Annotated in this window: 16 protein-coding genes; 11 read left to right on the top strand and 5 right to left on the bottom strand. The window is 52.8% G+C overall.

All coding sequences use genetic code 11. From position 1 onward, the window contains the following. Positions 1-339: 339 nt before the first annotated feature. From LF95_RS07335 to LF95_RS07315, 5 genes are all read left to right on the top strand, one after another. The gene (locus LF95_RS07335) at positions 340-1,359 is read left to right on the top strand and encodes an amino acid ABC transporter substrate-binding protein (RefSeq protein ID WP_083607552.1); all 1,020 of its coding nucleotides are present in this window, start codon (positions 340-342) and stop codon (positions 1,357-1,359) included. Positions 1,360-1,470: 111 nt separating this feature from the next. Continuing rightward, complete coding sequence (locus LF95_RS07330) at positions 1,471-2,667, top strand: amino acid ABC transporter permease (RefSeq protein WP_073954329.1); 1,197 nt, start codon at positions 1,471-1,473, stop codon at positions 2,665-2,667. Between the two features lies 1 nt (position 2,668). Continuing rightward, a complete protein-coding gene (locus LF95_RS07325) occupies positions 2,669-3,772 on the top strand; it encodes an amino acid ABC transporter permease (protein ID WP_073954328.1) in 1,104 nt (367 codons plus the stop codon). 18 nt (positions 3,773-3,790) lie between these two features. Then, positions 3,791-4,573 carry an amino acid ABC transporter ATP-binding protein gene (locus LF95_RS07320; RefSeq protein ID WP_073954327.1) on the top strand — a complete coding sequence of 261 codons (783 nt, stop codon included), beginning with the start codon at positions 3,791-3,793 and terminating at the stop codon, positions 4,571-4,573. 138 nt (positions 4,574-4,711) lie between these two features. After that, complete coding sequence (locus LF95_RS07315; RefSeq protein ID WP_073954914.1) at positions 4,712-5,542, top strand: ABC transporter ATP-binding protein; 831 nt, start codon at positions 4,712-4,714, stop codon at positions 5,540-5,542. A 12-nt stretch (positions 5,543-5,554) separates the two neighbouring features. On the opposite strand, the gene LF95_RS07310 is transcribed toward LF95_RS07315, so the two are convergent. Further along, positions 5,555-6,319 carry a DeoR/GlpR family DNA-binding transcription regulator gene (locus LF95_RS07310; RefSeq protein ID WP_073954326.1) on the bottom strand — a complete coding sequence of 255 codons (765 nt, stop codon included), beginning with the start codon at positions 6,317-6,319 and terminating at the stop codon, positions 5,555-5,557. A 269-nt stretch (positions 6,320-6,588) separates the two neighbouring features. Continuing rightward, positions 6,589-7,512, bottom strand: a complete 924-nt coding sequence (locus LF95_RS07305; protein WP_073954325.1) for a LysR family transcriptional regulator — start codon at positions 7,510-7,512, stop codon at positions 6,589-6,591. Between the two features lie 326 nt (positions 7,513-7,838). On the opposite strand from LF95_RS07305, the gene LF95_RS07300 reads away from it, so the two are divergent. The 6 genes from LF95_RS07300 to LF95_RS07275 are packed head-to-tail and all read left to right on the top strand — an operon-like array spanning position 7,839 to position 14,051. Beyond that, complete coding sequence (locus LF95_RS07300; protein WP_073954324.1) at positions 7,839-9,047, top strand: ABC transporter substrate-binding protein; 1,209 nt, start codon at positions 7,839-7,841, stop codon at positions 9,045-9,047. A gap of 6 nt (positions 9,048-9,053) precedes the next feature. Further along, on the top strand, positions 9,054-9,854 hold the full coding sequence (locus LF95_RS07295; RefSeq protein ID WP_252509713.1) for an ABC transporter ATP-binding protein: 801 nt from the start codon (positions 9,054-9,056) through the stop codon (positions 9,852-9,854). Continuing rightward, positions 9,847-10,557: an ABC transporter ATP-binding protein gene (locus LF95_RS07290; RefSeq protein WP_073954323.1), complete on the top strand. Its 711-nt coding sequence runs from the start codon at positions 9,847-9,849 to the stop codon at positions 10,555-10,557. Before LF95_RS07295 ends, LF95_RS07290 begins: the two co-directional genes overlap by 8 nt. 8 nt (positions 10,558-10,565) lie before the next feature. Beyond that, positions 10,566-11,450: a branched-chain amino acid ABC transporter permease gene (locus LF95_RS07285; protein WP_215905671.1), complete on the top strand. Its 885-nt coding sequence runs from the start codon at positions 10,566-10,568 to the stop codon at positions 11,448-11,450. Between the two features lies 1 nt (position 11,451). After that, on the top strand, positions 11,452-12,438 hold the full coding sequence (locus LF95_RS07280) for a branched-chain amino acid ABC transporter permease (protein WP_083607550.1): 987 nt from the start codon (positions 11,452-11,454) through the stop codon (positions 12,436-12,438). Between the two features lie 11 nt (positions 12,439-12,449). Further along, positions 12,450-14,051: a GMC family oxidoreductase gene (locus LF95_RS07275; protein WP_073954321.1), complete on the top strand. Its 1,602-nt coding sequence runs from the start codon at positions 12,450-12,452 to the stop codon at positions 14,049-14,051. Positions 14,052-14,135: 84 nt separating this feature from the next. On the opposite strand, the gene deoA is transcribed toward LF95_RS07275, so the two are convergent. From deoA to cdd, 3 genes are all read right to left on the bottom strand, one after another. Then, positions 14,136-15,482, bottom strand: a complete 1,347-nt coding sequence (gene deoA / locus LF95_RS07270; protein WP_073954320.1) for a thymidine phosphorylase — start codon at positions 15,480-15,482, stop codon at positions 14,136-14,138. 87 nt (positions 15,483-15,569) lie between these two features. Next, the gene (locus LF95_RS07265; protein ID WP_073954319.1) at positions 15,570-16,376 is read right to left on the bottom strand and encodes a purine-nucleoside phosphorylase; all 807 of its coding nucleotides are present in this window, start codon (positions 16,374-16,376) and stop codon (positions 15,570-15,572) included. After that, positions 16,373-16,783 carry a cytidine deaminase gene (cdd, locus tag LF95_RS07260; RefSeq protein ID WP_371440818.1) on the bottom strand — a complete coding sequence of 137 codons (411 nt, stop codon included), beginning with the start codon at positions 16,781-16,783 and terminating at the stop codon, positions 16,373-16,375. The genes LF95_RS07265 and cdd overlap by 4 nt, the downstream gene beginning before the upstream one ends. Positions 16,784-16,852 lie beyond the last annotated feature (69 nt).

Below are 16,852 nucleotides of genomic sequence, written 5' to 3'. Positions count from 1 at the left end.
ACGTTGCGTTGAAAAAAAAATAGTGCAAATCCCGCCAACAAACCTGACCAAAAGGTCAAGAACCTAAGGTATTGATATCAAATTAATAAATTGAATTGAATAATTACACATATTTTTTTTGGGCTAATTTGATTACGCAAAAAATCTCCATTTAGGCCAAATGTTGCTGTGGCGAAATCGCCCCAACCATTTTTCACTCTTGACACATATGGTCCGAAAATTCCTTAATTTGGCTGTCCTTACAAAAGGACAGGACAGATATGCCAATTTGGCATGTCTGGGGTGGCATAGAAGTTACCAAAGCCGTTAAAGATGCTTTGCTAATGAGGGAGCTAATAAATGAAAATGAAAACGATCCTGGCCGCTGGCGCAATGTCTGTTGCTGCCATTGCCGCAAACAACGCCCATGCAGGCGCTGTCGTTGACGGCATCAAGGCCAAAGGTTTCGTTCAGTGCGGCGTGAATACCGGTCTTCCGGGTTTCTCGGCTGCAAATTCGGAAGGCAAATGGGAAGGCCTTGACGTTGATGTTTGCCGCGCCGTAGCCGCAGCACTTCTGGGCGATGCTGAAAAGGTTCAGTACACTCCGATGACTGCAGCACAGCGTTTCACCGCTCTGCAATCTGGCGAAATCGACATCCTGTCGCGTAACACCACCTGGACTCTGACCCGTGACGCAAAACTGGGTCTGACCTTCGGCGGCGTTAACTACTATGACGGCCAGGGCTTCCTGGTCCCGAAAGCTCTTGGTGTTTCCCACGCAACCGAACTGGACGGCGCAACCGTCTGTGTTGAACCGGGCACAACCACCGAACTGAACCTGGCCGACTATTTCCGTGCCAAGGGCATGAGCTTCGAGCCGGTTGTTATCGAAAACATCAACGAAACCACGGCTGCCTTCTTTGCTGGCCGTTGCGACGTGTACACCACCGATGCTTCTGGTCTGGCGTCTGTTCGCCAGACGATGGCTCCGAACCCGGATGACTATGTGATTCTGCCGGAAATCATTTCCAAAGAACCGCTTGGTCCGGCTGTCGCACAGGGTGACGATCAGTGGGCGGATCTGGTTCGCTGGTCGCTGATGGCGATGATCGAAGCCGAAGAACTTGGCGTTAACAGCGAAAATGTTGACGACATGAAAAAGAGCGAAAACCCGAGCATCCAGCGTCTGCTGGGCGTCTCCCCGGGTATGGGCGAAGCTCTTGGCGTTGACGAAGAATGGGCTTACCGCATCGTCAAACAGGTTGGCAATTACGGCGAAAGCTACAAAGCCAACGTAACTGCAAAGCTGGGCCTTGAACGTGGTCTGAATGCTTTGTGGACCGACGGTGGTCTGCAGTACGCTTTGCCGGTCCGTTAATCGTACAGGCCTTCGTAGACGAATGAGCTCCGCCCGCTGGCCTTCCTTGCCGGGGCGGAGCTTTTCGTTACAGCTTCTGCATATTGGATACAATCTACACCTGAGGGACAGATGAGTAAAACTCAACAGGCCCCGGGGGGTGTCCGTTCCAAAGGCCTCGCCGATTACCTGAATGACGAAAACGTTCGCGCTGTAATTTATCAGATCGTCGCGATCGGACTTGTCATATTGGCTGGCTGGTATCTGGTTTCCAATACCCTGGACAACCTGGAACGACAAAACATCTCAACCGGTTTTGGCTTCCTTGACCTGGAAGCATCGTTCGGGATCAGCGAAAGCATGATCGACTATACGCCGAAAAGCAATTATGCAACGGCGCTCATTGTCGGCTTGCTTAATACCGTCAAGGTCGCGTTTCTCGGCATTGTTCTGTGCACTATCATTGGCACAATCTTTGGTATTGCCCGCCTTTCATCGAACTGGATCGTACGCAAACTTGCAACGGTCTATGTCGAGACATTCCGGAATATTCCGGTTCTGCTTCAGCTTTTCTTCTGGTACGCCATCATTCCGGGTGCATTTCCTGCCGCGCGAAATGCGCTGCAACCCATTCCCGATGTTCTGATGACCAATCGTGGCATCTATGTTCCGGTTCCCGTGGCCGACAATGCCTATGAATTCATGGGAATTGCCGCCATTCTGGCGTTTGTCATCATCTATTTCATGAAGAAATGGGCCGACAAACGTTTGGATGCCACCGGGCAGCCCTTCCCTGTTTTCTGGGCCAGTATCGGTATTTTTGTCGGCCTGGTTCTGGTCGCCTATCTTGCAGGCGGTGCACCAACTGCAATGGATATCCCAAAACTAAAGGGGTTCAATATCCAGGGCGGCTATAATATTTCGCCCGAATTTCTTGCCGTTCTCATTGGTCTGACAGTCTATACGTCAACCTATGTTGCGGAAGTCGTTCGCTCCGGTATCCAGGCCGTTCCAAGCGGTCAGTGGGAAGCGGCTGACAGTCTTGGTCTGAAACGTTCGGTTTCCTTGCGGAAAATCATTCTGCCGCAATCCATGCGTGTCGCCATTCCGCCGCTAACCAACCAGTATCTCAACCTGACCAAAAACAGCTCGCTTGCTGTTGCTGTCGGCTATCCGGACCTGGTTTCGGTATCGAACACCACCATGAACCAGACCGGTCAGGCAATCGAGGCAATCTCGATCTATATGGCTGTTTATCTTGGCCTGAGCCTGATCACGTCTTTGTTCATGAACTGGTTTAACAAAAAAATGGCATTGGTGGAGAGGTAACATGGCAACCAGTACCCAACTACCACCAGGTCCAAGCGGCACTGTCAGCCGGCGCGCGATCACCTGGGTGCACAAGAACCTGTTTAACAGCTGGTTCAACTCGATCTTGACACTTCTTGCCGTCGCCTTTGTGGCATGGATTGTACCGCCCATTTTTGAGTGGGCCTTTGTCAATGCCACATTGACCCCCACCATTGAGGCCTGCCGAGCCGTCAGCGGAGCCTGCTGGGGTTTTGTCAACGCCAATTTGCGCTTGATCCTTTTCGGGGTTTATCCCTATAGCGAGCAATGGCGGCCGTTGCTGGCGATGATCATTTTGCTGGGTGTCATTGTCGCAAGCCTGGCAAGTGTCAAATATCCGCGCCTGCAAAAATTTGTTTTGCCGATGTGGGTTCTTGGCATTCCGGCGATTGCCATTCTGATGTGGGGGGGCATGTTGGGCCTCACCTATGTTCAGAACAGCTCCTGGGGTGGCTTGCCGCTCACCCTGATCCTCTCGACAATCGGGATTGTCTTTGCCTTTCCGCTTGGCCTGCTGCTGGCTCTTGGCCGTCAGTCGGACATGCCGGCAATCAAAACCATTTCGGTTGTTTATATCGAAGTCATTCGTGGTGTCCCGCTCATTACGGTGTTGTTCATGGCATCTGTCATGTTCCCGCTGTTTTTGCCGGAAGGCGTCTCCATCGACAAACTTTTGCGTGCCCAGATCGGGATCATCCTGTTTACCGCGGCCTACCTCGCCGAGGTTTTTCGGGGTGGTTTGCAGGCCGTTCCCCGAGGACAGTTCGAAGCCGGTGACAGCCTTGGCCTGTCTTACTGGCAGTCCATGCGTCTGATCATTCTGCCGCAGGCACTGCGTCTGGTTATTCCGCCAACGGTCAACAGCTTTATCTCGATGTTCAAGGATACAACCCTGGTTGTCATCATTGGCCTGTTTGACCTTCTTGGTGCGGTAAAGCTGGCCCTGCGCAGTGATCCGGCCTGGACCAAATATTATGTCGAAGGTTACGCGTTCGCAGCGGCGATCTTCTTCCTGATCTGTTACTCGATGGCCCGCTATTCCGCATATCTTGAAAAAGAATTGCGCAAAGGCGAGCGCCGGTGAGGAGAGAGGAAAAACAAAATGAATGCTACTGAACTCAACAAAAATGTTGCTCCGCCGCCATCCGATGAAGACGTGATTACCATTAGCAAGGCAAACAAATGGTATGGTAACTTCCACGTCCTCAAAGATGTGGACCTGACCGTTCGCAAAGGTGAGCGTATCGTCATTTGCGGCCCGTCTGGTTCGGGTAAATCGACCCTTATTCGCTGCCTGAACCGTCTGGAAGCCTATCAAACCGGCGAAATCACGGTTGATGGCATCCTTTTGGGGGATGATGTCAAAAACATCGAGGCCGTCCGCCGCGAAGTCTGCATGGTGTTCCAGCACTTCAACCTTTTTCCGCACATGACCGTGTTGGAAAACCTGACCCTGGCCCCCATCTGGGTTCGCAAAACTCCGAAAAAGGAAGCCGTCGAGCTTGCCATGCACTACCTGGAACGTGTTCGCATTGGCGAACAGGCCCATAAATATCCGGGCCAGCTTTCAGGCGGACAACAGCAGCGCGTTGCCATTGCACGATCCCTGTGCATGCAGCCAAAAATCATGCTGTTTGACGAGCCGACCTCGGCCCTTGACCCGGAAATGGTCAAGGAAGTTCTCGACGTGATGGTTGAACTGGCAAAAGAAGGCATGACCATGCTGTGCGTGACGCACGAAATGGGCTTTGCCAAAGAAGTGGCCGACCGCGTTGTTTTCATGGATGCCGGTGAGATTGTTGAAATGGGCGAACCCCATGCTTTCTTTGCCAATCCGAAAAGTGAACGCACCAAACTGTTCCTAAGCCAAATTCTGTCGCACTAGGCACAATTCTGGCTTTAAACGGCTAAACGGCTCCGATAATTTCGGGGCCGTTTTTCTTTTTGCGCATTTCATCCTTGCACCCTGCCCGCCAAGCAGCGACTATCGCCCCAGCATTTTATGAATAACACTGATTGCATCATGACATTGCCCAACGATACAGCCCAAAGCCCGGCAAACACGACGTCGCCTTTTTTGGCAATTGAGAATCTGGTCAAAAAATTTGGCGAAAACACCGCGCTGGACAATGTCAGCCTGTCCCTTGATCGCGGACAAACAATGGCAATTATCGGACCATCGGCTGCGGGCAAAAGTGTTTTGTTGAAATGCCTGGCGGGCGTTTATCGCGCCGATAGCGGCACTGTTCTGATCGATGGGGTCGATATTACCGAAAGTAGTGACAACAACCAGGAAAACTGGTCGGATCGCATTGGCATGCTGTTTCAGCAAAACGCCCTGTTTGACAGCTTGCCGATTTGGCAAAATGTATGTTTTCAGCTTATCGAAAATGGCACTCTCAGTCGCAAGCAGGCCAAGGATCGCGCCGTTGAACTGTTAGGTCTGGTCGGTCTGGATGCTGACAGTGCCGTATTGCGCCCGTCCGACCTGTCCGGCGGGATGCAAAAACGCGTTGGCATTGCCCGTGCCATTGCCAACAATCCGGAAATTTTGTTACTCGATAACCCGACGGCGGGTCTGGACCCGGTATTATCCAATCATATTGAAAACATGATTGAAACCATCGCCAAAAAACAGAAAACCACTGTCATAACCGTGACCAACGATATGGAAATCGCCAAACACCGTTATGATTTCCTGACCATGATGCACGAAGGACGCATCTATTGGCATGGCAAGCAAGATGAAATCTCGGCCGCACACAACGACCATCTGACACAAATGCTCAACGGATCATCCCAAGGGCCAATCTCCATGCGCACACGAAACCGTGGCCACCATGTCGTGGCCTAAAGCGATTTGTCTTTAATCTGCGCAATATACCGATAAATCTGCCTGTTCCAGAATGCCTTCCCACGATTTTCCGGGGGCAATATCGGTAAAAAGGGCGTCTACCTCTGAAAGGTGGCCCAGGCGGACCATTGCGCGTCGGCCGAATTTGGAAATATCGGTGCACAGGAATGTCTGTCGGGAATTGGAAATGATGGCACGGGCGACACGCACTTCGCGATAGTCAAAATCCATCAGGCTGCCATCTTCATCGACACCCGAAATGCCGATAATGGCGTAATCAACCTTGAACTGGCTGATAAAATCAATTGTCGCTTCACCGATAATGCCAAAGTCACGCTGCCGCACTACACCCCCGGCAATAATCACCTCAAAGCCAGGATTGGCGGCGCAAATCTCGGCAACATGCAGGTTGTTGGTAATGATCTTAAGGTTCTTGTGATCGGACAAAGCCCGCGCAACTTCTTCGGTCGTCGTCCCAATATTAATAAAAAGCGATGCCCCCTCGGGAATATGCCGGGCCACCAGATGGGCGATCTTGCGCTTCGCCTCCAGATTAAGCACCTGACGGTCCGTATAGGCAGCATTTTCAGTCGTCGAAAGACTTGCCGCCCCGCCATGATAGCGGGCAATCAGCCCCTCCTCGGCCATTTCATTAATATCGCGACGGATGGTTTGTGGGGTAACGTCAAAATGTGTCGCCAGTGCATCAATGGTCATAAAACCGCTAACGGCTACCTTTTCCAGAATTTCCCGACGGCGCCTGTCCAACTTACCCATTTTCTCTCCGATGCGGCGATGTGGCGTTATCTATCATTGTTTTCATTTCGCGGGCTTTAGGGTGCAAACCAGTAAATATGATCCGAAAAATGATCTAGCATAAATATATTTGCACCTTCTAACATGCGGGGATCAAACAAAAGATGCAAGACCGTGCTGCCCCAAAAACATCCTAAACACCCTGCCTCATAATATTTCGTCAACATCATGCCTTCTATCGCAACTTGGCACATCAATACCAGCAATGCCCGCCATGCGAACACGGCCCGTTATGCTCCGATAACGGCAGGCATGGCCTCACCGGTCAGAAATCCACTGGCAGCATGGGTTTCTTCGCGAATGAAATCTGCCAACAGGCGAATCCGCGCAACATTGATCATATCGCTATGGCAAACCATCCAGTAATCGCGCATGATTCTCACACTTTCGGGCAGCACCGGTACAAGATCATCAAAAGCAACCGCCATGAAATAGGGCAAAATGCACAAGCCAAACCCTGCCCGTGCTGCTTTTAACTGGGCGAAGACACTGGAGCTTTGATAGCTGGCGCGCAGTCCCGGCAGCAATTCCCCCAGATAGTTTAATTCCTGGGTAAAAATCATATCCTCGATATAGCCAATAAACGGATGTAACGCCAATTGAGAGCGGTCTGTAACCGGCCCGTGCTCCGCCAGATATTGGCGCGAACCATACACATAAAGCGCGTAGCTCGATATTTTCTCGCGGTGATAGGACCCTGTCTTGGGCGTATTCAATGCAACTGAAATATCCGCTTCACGTCGTGACAATGAAACGATCTGCTGGATATTGACCATTTCAATCGACAGGCTGGGGTGACGTTTGGCAAAAAAAGGAAGCTTTTCTCCGATGAAAAAATTGCCAAATCCTTCGGGGACGCTAAAGCGCACAACACCACTAAGCGCAAAGGAACCTGTCCCCACCTCGCCTAACAATTTGTCGGCCTCCTGGGCCATTGTCTCGGCCGGAGACATCAGACGCGCGCCCAGCGGAGTTAGGACATAACCACGCGGGTTTCGCTCGAACAGTTTGGCCCCCAATCGCTGTTCCAACCGGTCAATACGCCGTGCGACCGTCACATGACTGGTTCTTAGACGCCTTGCGGCAGCAGATAACTGTCCGTCGCGTGCGACCGCCAGAAAATACTGTAAATCATCCCACGAAAAATTGCTCATTTGCCTGTTCTGTTCATTTTTGTACAGATATTGTCCAAAATTATATATTTGTTGACCTTTTGGTCAATGTTAGCGTTCATAACGAACAATAAATAAATAACCCGCTTGCCCGCCAAGGCACGCAGGCGGAAACTGTCAGGGCATCGAATCAACCTTCCGGTGCATTAAAAAGAACAAGTATACACAACAGTATACACTTATCCGTTGCCTGTCTTCCGCCGCTGTCAACTGACAAACGGTCACAGCAGAATTCGGAAAACAGGAATGTCACCCGCCACCAATTTGAGTGGCGGTTAAAATATGGTTCAGTTAGGGAGGAACCTCAGATGAAGAAACTCGCGATGGCATCCATTGCCGTCATGGCCGCCGCGACCGCGCTTCCGGCTTATGCCGCCGGTGTTTCCGACGATATCGTTAAAATCGGTATTCTTAATGACCAGTCCGGTGTTTATGCCGATTTTGGCGGCAAATGGTCCTATGAAGCCGCAAAAATGGCCGTCGAGGATTTTGGCGGCACCGTTTTGGACAAAAAAATCGAAGTCATTACCGCCGATCACCAAAACAAGCCTGATGTCGCCGCCAACATTGCCCGTCAATGGTATGACGAGGACAAGGTTGACGCGATCATGGAACTGACCACCTCTTCGGTGGCACTGGCTGTTCAGGGCATTTCCAAGGAAAAGAAAAAAATCGACATTGTAACGGGTGCCGCCACAACGGCCCTGACCGGTGATCAATGTTCACCCTATGGCTTCCATTGGGCCTATGACACCCACGCCCTTGCAGTTGGTACCGGCGGCGCCCTGGTTAAAAATGGCGGTGATACCTGGTTTTTCCTGACGGCGGACTACGCCTTTGGCTATTCGCTTGAAGAACAAACCGCAAAATTTGTCAAAGACAATGGCGGCAAAGTCCTGGGTTCTGTACGTCATCCGCTTTCCAGCACCGATTTCTCGTCCTTCCTGCTTCAGGCACAGGCATCGGGTGCCAAGGTCATTGGCCTTGCCGATGCCGGGCTTGATACTGCCAATGCCATTAAACAGGCATCCGAATTTGGCATCGTTCAGGGTGGCCAGCGCCTTGCTGCCCTTCTGTTTACCCTGTCCGAAGTGCATGGCCTGGGCGCCGAAGCCGCACAGGGCCTGTCCCTGACCGAGGGTTTCTATTGGGATCGCAACGATGAATCGCGTGAATTTGGCAAACGCTTCCACGATCGTACCGGCCGCATGCCCAACATGATCCAGGCGGGCACCTATTCAGCTGTTCTTCAGTACCTCAAGGCCATCAAGGAAGTCGGCACGGACGAAACCGAAGCCGTTTCCAAGGCCCTGCATGAAATGCCGGTTCATGACGTCTTTGCCCCCAACGGCAAGGTGGGTGCCAATGGGCGCATGATCTATGACATGTACCTGATGGAAGTCAAAAAACCGTCCGAAATGAAGGGCGACTGGGACTATTACAAGGTTCTTGATACCGTCCCGGGTGACAAGGCCTTTATCAAACCTTCCGAAAGCGGATGCGCACTGGCGCAATAAGACATGATGGCAACCGGAGAACGTCAAAATCCCGGTATGTCACAAAACGCGAACGAGTCACGGGTGGTCCTTTCCGCCCGTGACCTCCGCCGCGATTTTGGTGGCTTTACCGCGGTCAACAATGTGAACCTTGATGTCGAACACGCCAAGGTGCATGCGCTGATCGGTCCGAATGGCGCAGGCAAAACCACTGTTTTCAACCTGTTAACAAAGTTTCTTCAACCCACAAGTGGCAAGATCACGCTTCTGGGCCAGGACATTACCAAAACGCCCCCCGCCAATGTGGCCCGCATGGGGCTGGTTCGCTCCTTCCAGATATCGGCTGTCTTTCCGCATTTGACGGTTCTGGAAAATGTTCGCGTCGCCCTGCAGCGACCCAATCGCCTTGCCATCCAGTTCTGGCGATCGATGGATACGCTGGATCGCCTGAATGATCGGGCGATGGAGCTTTTAACCTCTGTCGGGCTGGAAAAGGATGTCGATAACTATGCGGCTGATCTTTCCTATGGTCGCAAGCGCGTGCTGGAAATTGCCACCACCCTGTCGCTGGACCCAAAGGTCCTGCTGCTCGACGAGCCAATGGCAGGCATGGGCCAGGAGGATGTGGGTCGGGTCGCCGAAATTATCCGCGAAGTGGCGCGTACCCGTGCTGTTTTGATGGTGGAACATAACCTGAAGGTTGTTGCCGATTTGTGTGACCAAATCACCGTGCTTCAACGCGGCGAAATTCTGGCCGAAGGTAATTATGACACCGTCAGCAACGACGAACGCGTAAGAGTTGCCTATATGGGGACAGACGATGAGTGATAGGGAAATCCTTCTGTCCGTCAAGGATTTGAATGCCTGGTATGATGAAAGCCACGTCTTGCACGGGGTAAATTTGAATGTCCGCCGGGGCGAAACCGTAACCATCCTGGGACGTAACGGGGTGGGGAAAACCACCACCTTGCGCTCTATCGTTGGCATATTGCGTAAACGTACCGGCGAAATTGAGTTTAACGGCCATGATCTGATGCGCCTGCCCCTCCACAAAACCGCCAAAACCGGCCTGGGTTTTGTGCCCGAAGAACGGGGTATTTTTGCCAGTTTGACAGTCGAAGAAAACCTGATGCTGCCGCCAAAAATTTCCGATAGCGGCATGAGTATCGAGGAAATCTACGACCTGTTTCCCAACCTTTATGAGCGTAAAACCAGTTCCGGCACCAAACTTTCGGGCGGTGAACAACAAATGCTGGCAATGGCCCGCATGTTGCGCATTGGTGTGGATATGCTGTTGCTGGACGAACCGACAGAGGGCCTGGCCCCGGTGATTGTCCAGCGCATTGGCGAGGTTTTACAGACCCTGAAACAGCGTGGCATGACCATTTTGCTGATCGAGCAGAATTTCCGTTTCGCCAGCAAAATCGCCGACCGTTTTTATCTGATGGAACATGGTCTTGTTTCCGCAGGATTTAACGCCAGCGAACTGCCAGAGCGCATGGATATGCTGCACGAGGTTCTAGGAGTTTAAACGCCGTGATTATGATTTTTGGAATTCCCATTCAGGCGTTTCTGGGACAATTGCTGATCGGCCTGATCAACGGGTCTTTCTATGCAATGCTCAGCCTTGGCCTGGCCATTATTTTCGGAATGCTGCGCGTCATCAACTTTGCCCACGGCGCACAATATATGATGGGCGCCTTTGCCGGGATGCTTTTGCTCACCTGGCTTGGCGTGAATTACTGGTTCGCGCTCATTCTTGCCCCTGTCATTGTCGGCCTTACCGGCATTGTGGTTGAACGCTTTGCGCTCCGCCGCCTTTATAATCTTGATCATCTTTATGGTCTGCTTTTCACCTTTGGTCTGGCATTGGTTATCGAAGGCACGTTCCGCTATTTCTATGGGTCCTCCGGTCAGCCCTACGCCACCCCCGAAATCCTCAGTGGCGGGGTCAATCTTGGTTTCATGTATCTGCCGATTTACCGGGGCTGGGTTGTGGTTGCCTCGATGATCGTTTGTATCGGAACCTGGGTCCTGATCGAAAAAACCCGTCTTGGCGCCTATCTGCGCGCAGCAACGGAAAACCCCATCCTGGTTCAATCGTTTGGCATTAACGTGCCCCTGCTATTAACCCTTACCTATGGTCTTGGGGCGGGTCTTGCCGCACTGGCAGGGATTATGGCCGCGCCAATTTACCAGGTCAGTCCGCTGATGGGCTCCAACCTGATCATTGTGGTGTTTGCCATTGTTGTTGTTGGCGGTATGGGGTCCATCATGGGAGCCATCGTTACCGGCTATGCGCTGGGTATTCTCGAAGGCCTGACCAAGGTTTTCTACCCTGAAGCCTCAAACATCGTGATCTTTGTCATCATGGCACTGGTTCTTCTGGTCCGGCCTGCCGGTCTGTTTGGTCGGGAAGCGTGATATGAAAACATCTTCCATAACATCAAGTGCCACCCACGATACCGGCACCCGGATTCAGCTTGCCTTGCTGGCTGTTGCCTTTATCGCCCTACTGATCGCACCGTTTGTCTTTTATCCGATCTTTTTGATGAAGGTTTTGTGCTTCGCCCTGTTTGCCTGCGCCTTTAACCTGTTGCTGGGCTACACGGGTTTGCTGTCCTTCGGTCATGCCGCCTTTTTTGGTGGTGCATCCTACTTTACCGGCTATGTTGTCAAGGAACTGGGATTTCCGCCGGAACTGGGCGTTTTGGTCGGGGTTGCCGGTGCTGCCCTGCTGGGATTGGTGATGGGTTTTTTCGCCATTCGTCGTCAGGGTATCTATTTTGCGATGGTCACACTTGCCCTGGCGCAAATGTTCTATTTCTTCTGTCTGCAGGCCGAATTTACACATGGTGAGGATGGTCTTCAGGGGGTTCCCCGTGGGCATTTGTTTGGCTTTATCGACCTGAACGAACCACTCAACATGTATTTCTTCGTGCTGGGTGTTTTCGTCATTGGCATCTTTGCCATCTGGCGAATTGTCCATTCTCCCTTTGGCATGATCCTGAAATCTATTCGGGAAAACGAGGATCGCGCCATCTCGCTGGGTTATTCGGTCAATCGATACAAACTGGGCGCGTTTGTCATGTCTGCGGCACTGGCCGGGCTGGCAGGTGGTACCAAAACACTGGTGTTCCAGTTTGCCACCCTGACCGACGTTGCCTGGCAAATGTCGGGGGAAGTCATTCTCATGACGCTTCTGGGCGGTATTGGCACCATCTTTGGTCCCATTTTTGGCGCTGGTTTTGTGGTGACACTGCAAAACTATCTGGCGGCTTCCGCCTTCCCGGTAACGGTTCTGACCGGTTTGATCTTTATGATCTGCGTTCTGGTTTTCCGCCGCGGCATTATTGGTGAATTCAATGCGTCGCGTCTTGGTGCCCGTCTGGGTCTGCGAACCAAGCAATAAGGCCCCTTTTCATGACTGACGAAACTTTTGACTACATCATTGTTGGTGCAGGGTCGGCGGGCTGTACGCTCGCCAACCGCCTGTCTGAAATTGACAATGCCACAACCATCCTGCTTGAAGCCGGTGGCAAGGATCGTTACCCTTGGATCCATATCCCGGTGGGCTACCTTTATTGCATTGGCAATCCCCGGGTTGACTGGTGCTTTAAAACCGTCAATGAACCCGGGCTAAACGGGCGCTCCCTTTCCTATCCGCGCGGCAAGGTTCTGGGCGGCTGTTCCTCTATCAATGGCATGATTTATATGCGCGGCCAGGCCACCGATTATGACCAGTGGCGTCAATCCGGCTGTATGGGCTGGGGCTGGGATGACGTCTTACCGCTCTTTAAAAAGTCCGAGGATTATTACAAGGGTGCGGATGAATTGCACGGTTCGGGCGGTGAATGGCGCGTTGAAGAAGCCCGCCTGCACTGGGATATTCTCGATGCCTTCCAAAATGCGGCCGAACAGGCCGGCTTCCCCAAGGTGGACGATTTCAACCGCGGCAATAACGAAGGTTCCAGCTATTTCAAGGTCAATCAGCGCCGGGGTATTCGCTGGAATACTTCCAAGGCCTTTTTGCGCCCGGCACAAAACCGGGCCAACCTCAAAATCCAGCCCCACGCCCAGGTGCGCCGTCTGATCATTGAAAATGGCCGTGCTGTTGGGGTGGAATTTAATCATTACGGCAGCATCCGCACGGTGCGCGCACGCCGCGAGGTCATTTTATCGGCCGGGTCGGTTGGATCTCCGCATATTCTGGAACTTTCGGGCATTGGCCGGGGTGATGTGCTACAAAAGGCCGGGATTGATGTGGTTCATGAAAACCGTTCGGTCGGGGAAAACCTGCAGGATCATTTACAACTGCGCTGTGCTTTCAAGGTCTCGAACATCAAAACCCTGAACGAACAGGCCAATTCCCTGTTTGGCAAGGCGGCCATTGCACTGGAATATCTGTTTAACCAGTCCGGTCCCATGTCGATGGCCCCCAGCCAGTTGGGCATGTTCACCAAATCATCAGCGGCCTACGATATGCCCAATCTGCAATATCATGTGCAGCCCCTATCACTGGAAAAATTTGGTGATTCCGTGCATCCCTTCCCTGCCTTTACCGCCAGTGTCTGTAACCTTAGGCCGGAAAGCCGGGGGTCAATCCATCTAACCAACCCGGATTATAAAACCCAGCCCGCCATTGCACCCAATTACCTGTCGGCCGAAAGCGACCGCCAGGTTGCGATTGATGCCATTCGCCAAACACGACAGATTGTGGGGCAAAAGGCCCTGCAACCCTATAATCCGCAGGAATTCAAGCCGGGACCATCTTATGAAACCGACGACGATCTGGCAAAGGCCGCCGGTGACATTGGCACAACCATCTTCCACCCGGTTGGCACCTGTCGCATGGGAACAGACCCGGATGCCGTTGTCTCCCCTGCCCTGAAATTTAATGGCATTGCCGGCCTTCGCATTGCCGATGCCTCCATCATGCCGACCATTGTTTCGGGCAATACAAATTCCCCAACCATCATGATTGCAGAAAAAGCTGCCGAACTGATCAAGGCCGATGCCGCCTGAAGGACACAACTTTATCAAACAAACAAAAAGACCCGGACCAGTCACAGTCCGGGTCTTTATCTTTAAAGCCGCAAAAACAAAGCGTTAGTCACCATTGCGGCGCGCGACGATACGTTCTCGCACAGCGGCATCCGTCCCGGTTTGTGCAATATCGCCATCGCCAATGACAATGGCTTCGCGCAACATTTTCCCGGCAAGCTGCAATTGCGCGTCATCACGCACATGGGCAATGCAAAGCGGAGATGCTGCCGAAACCGTTTGCCCCACATGAACAAAATCGGTAAAGCCAACCGCATGATCAATTTCCTGATCGGCACGGGTTCTACCGCCTTTAAGGGCCACCAGCGCCAAGCCAACCTTGCGGGCATCCATCGACAATACCCGCCCGGTTTTTTCGGCACTAATTTCTGCAACCTTGGGCGCGGCCTCCTGATATTTGTCGATATTTTCAACAAAATCGGCAGGTCCACCAAGGCCTGATACCATACGCGAAAATACCTCGGCCGCACGGCCCGATGTCAGCGCCGCCGAAGCTTTTTGCAAACCATCGGCCACGTCATCGGCAATGTCGGTCAATGCCAGCATTTCGGCTGCCAGCGCCAGGGTCACATCATAAACCCGCTGTTCCTGATTTTTGCCGGTCAGAAAATCGACCGCCTCTTTCATTTCCAGGGCGTTCCCCACGGTCTCGCCCAAAACCTGGTCCATATCGGTCAACAGCGCCGTGGTGGGCACACCATTACGGGTTGCGACCTCGGCAATGCTTTGTGCCAGTTCGCGGGCACGGTCATATTCATTCATGAACGCACCGGAGCCAAATTTGACATCCATCACCAGTGCATCCAGCCCCGCCGCCAGCTTTTTCGACAGGATCGAAGCGGTAATCAGCGGAATGGATTCAACCGTCGCCGTTACATCGCGAATACCATAAAACCGTTTATCCGCCGGGGCCAAATCCGCCGTCTGGCCGATAATGGCGCAGCCAACCTCGCGGGTAACTTTGGCAAATTCGGCAAGGTCAGGTGCGGTACGATAACCGGGAATGGAATCAAATTTGTCCAGCGTACCGCCGGTATGGCCAAGGCCCCGCCCGGAAATCATGGGTACAAACGCGCCGCATGCCGCCACAATCGGCCCCAGCATCAGGCTAACCTTGTCGCCCACACCGCCGGTAGAGTGCTTGTCCACGACCGGGCCGTTTTCCAGCCCCAGCTTTTTCCAGTCCAGCACCGTGCCGGAATCGCGCATATTGCGGGTTAGTGCGGCGCGTTCATCCATGCTCATGCCCTGGAAAAACACCGCCATCGCAAAGGCCGCAACCTGCCCCTCGGTGACAGAAAGGTCGGCAATACCTTTGACAAAAAAGGCAATTTCTTCTTCGCTTAAAACTTCGCCTTCACGTTTACGGCGAATAATTTCCTGCGGCAGCATATTGTTCCCCTGCTCGGCAGATGGTTAAAAATCCGGACGGACATATCCATACAGCCCGCCCGATTATAGATGAATTGGATAATCGCGTTATCTTGCCTGGGCGAAATAACGCAGCAAAATACGTATCAGGTTTGCCGATCCCTCTTTGGCCATTTCCAGGGTCTGTTCATGGCTCAGGGCGGTTTTGCTCATGCCAGCGGCAAGGTTGGTAATGTTTGACACAGCTGCAACCCGAAAACCCAAACGGCGCGCAAGGATATTTTCCGGCACGGTGGACATGCCAACCGCATCCGCGCCCATCACCCGCAACGCGCGGATTTCCGCCGGGGTTTCAAAGCTGGGGCCCGTACACCAGGCATAAGTCCCCTCAAACAGGGGAATGCCAAGCTCGGCTGCCGTGTGATGCAATCCTGCACCAATTTCCGGGTCATAGGGCACATTCATATCCACGAAACGATCCGCACCGTGATAGCCGATCAAAGGATTGGGGCCAAACAGGCTGATATGGTCGGTAATCAGCATCAAATTTCCCGGTGTCGCCTCCGACAAAAGCGAACCGGCGGCGTTGGTCAAAATCAACTGACCCGCCCCCAATTTGCGCAGTACCTCAAGCGGTTCCGCCATCAGGTCTGAACGGCCATGTTCGTAATAATGTGCACGTCCCTGCATAACGGCCACCGAAACCGCACCAATACGCCCCAACACCAGCTTGCCGCCATGCCCTTCAACAGTCGGCTTGGGAAAGCCGGGTAAATCGGCATAGCTGATATGAATGGCTTCGCTTACCGCATCAACAACACCCCCCAGACCACTTCCCAGGACAAGGGCAACATCCGCTTTGAATGCGGGTGCCTTTTGCTCGATAATGGCGAGTGCAGCTTGAACATGGCTCATGACAAGTTCTCCGGTCCAAAAGAATGCGGGATCAACTCTTCACGGCTTAGGGTCAGCAGGGTTTTTCCCGCTTCGCTGATGATGTAAATTGTGGCATCCGGTCCGCTAAATTCCCGGATTTTCTGACGGCACCCGCCACACGGGGTGCAGGCAACATCACCGCTGCCCACCACCACAATTTCCATGATCTTGCGTTCACCTGCCAACACCATTGCCGAAATGGCACCGCCTTCGGCACAAACCCCTTCGGGATAAGCGGCATTTTCAACATTGCAGCCCGCAATGATGGCCCCATTGTCGGTGCGCAAAGCCGCCCCGACCAAAAAGTTGGAATAAGGGGCATAGGCATTTTTGCGCGCCGCCTGAGCCGCCGCCACCAGATCAGCGGGGGCCATGCGATTTGCCATCGCATCGGCGCTAGAAGCAGTACTATGATCAGTCATCGAACATCCAGACAGGGCTTAACCCGACGAAAT

Origin of the sequence: Thalassospira sp. TSL5-1 (genome assembly GCF_001907695.1) — a bacterium.
Lineage (GTDB): Bacteria > Pseudomonadota > Alphaproteobacteria > Rhodospirillales > Thalassospiraceae > Thalassospira.
This window is presented reverse-complemented; position numbering and strand designations above follow the sequence as displayed.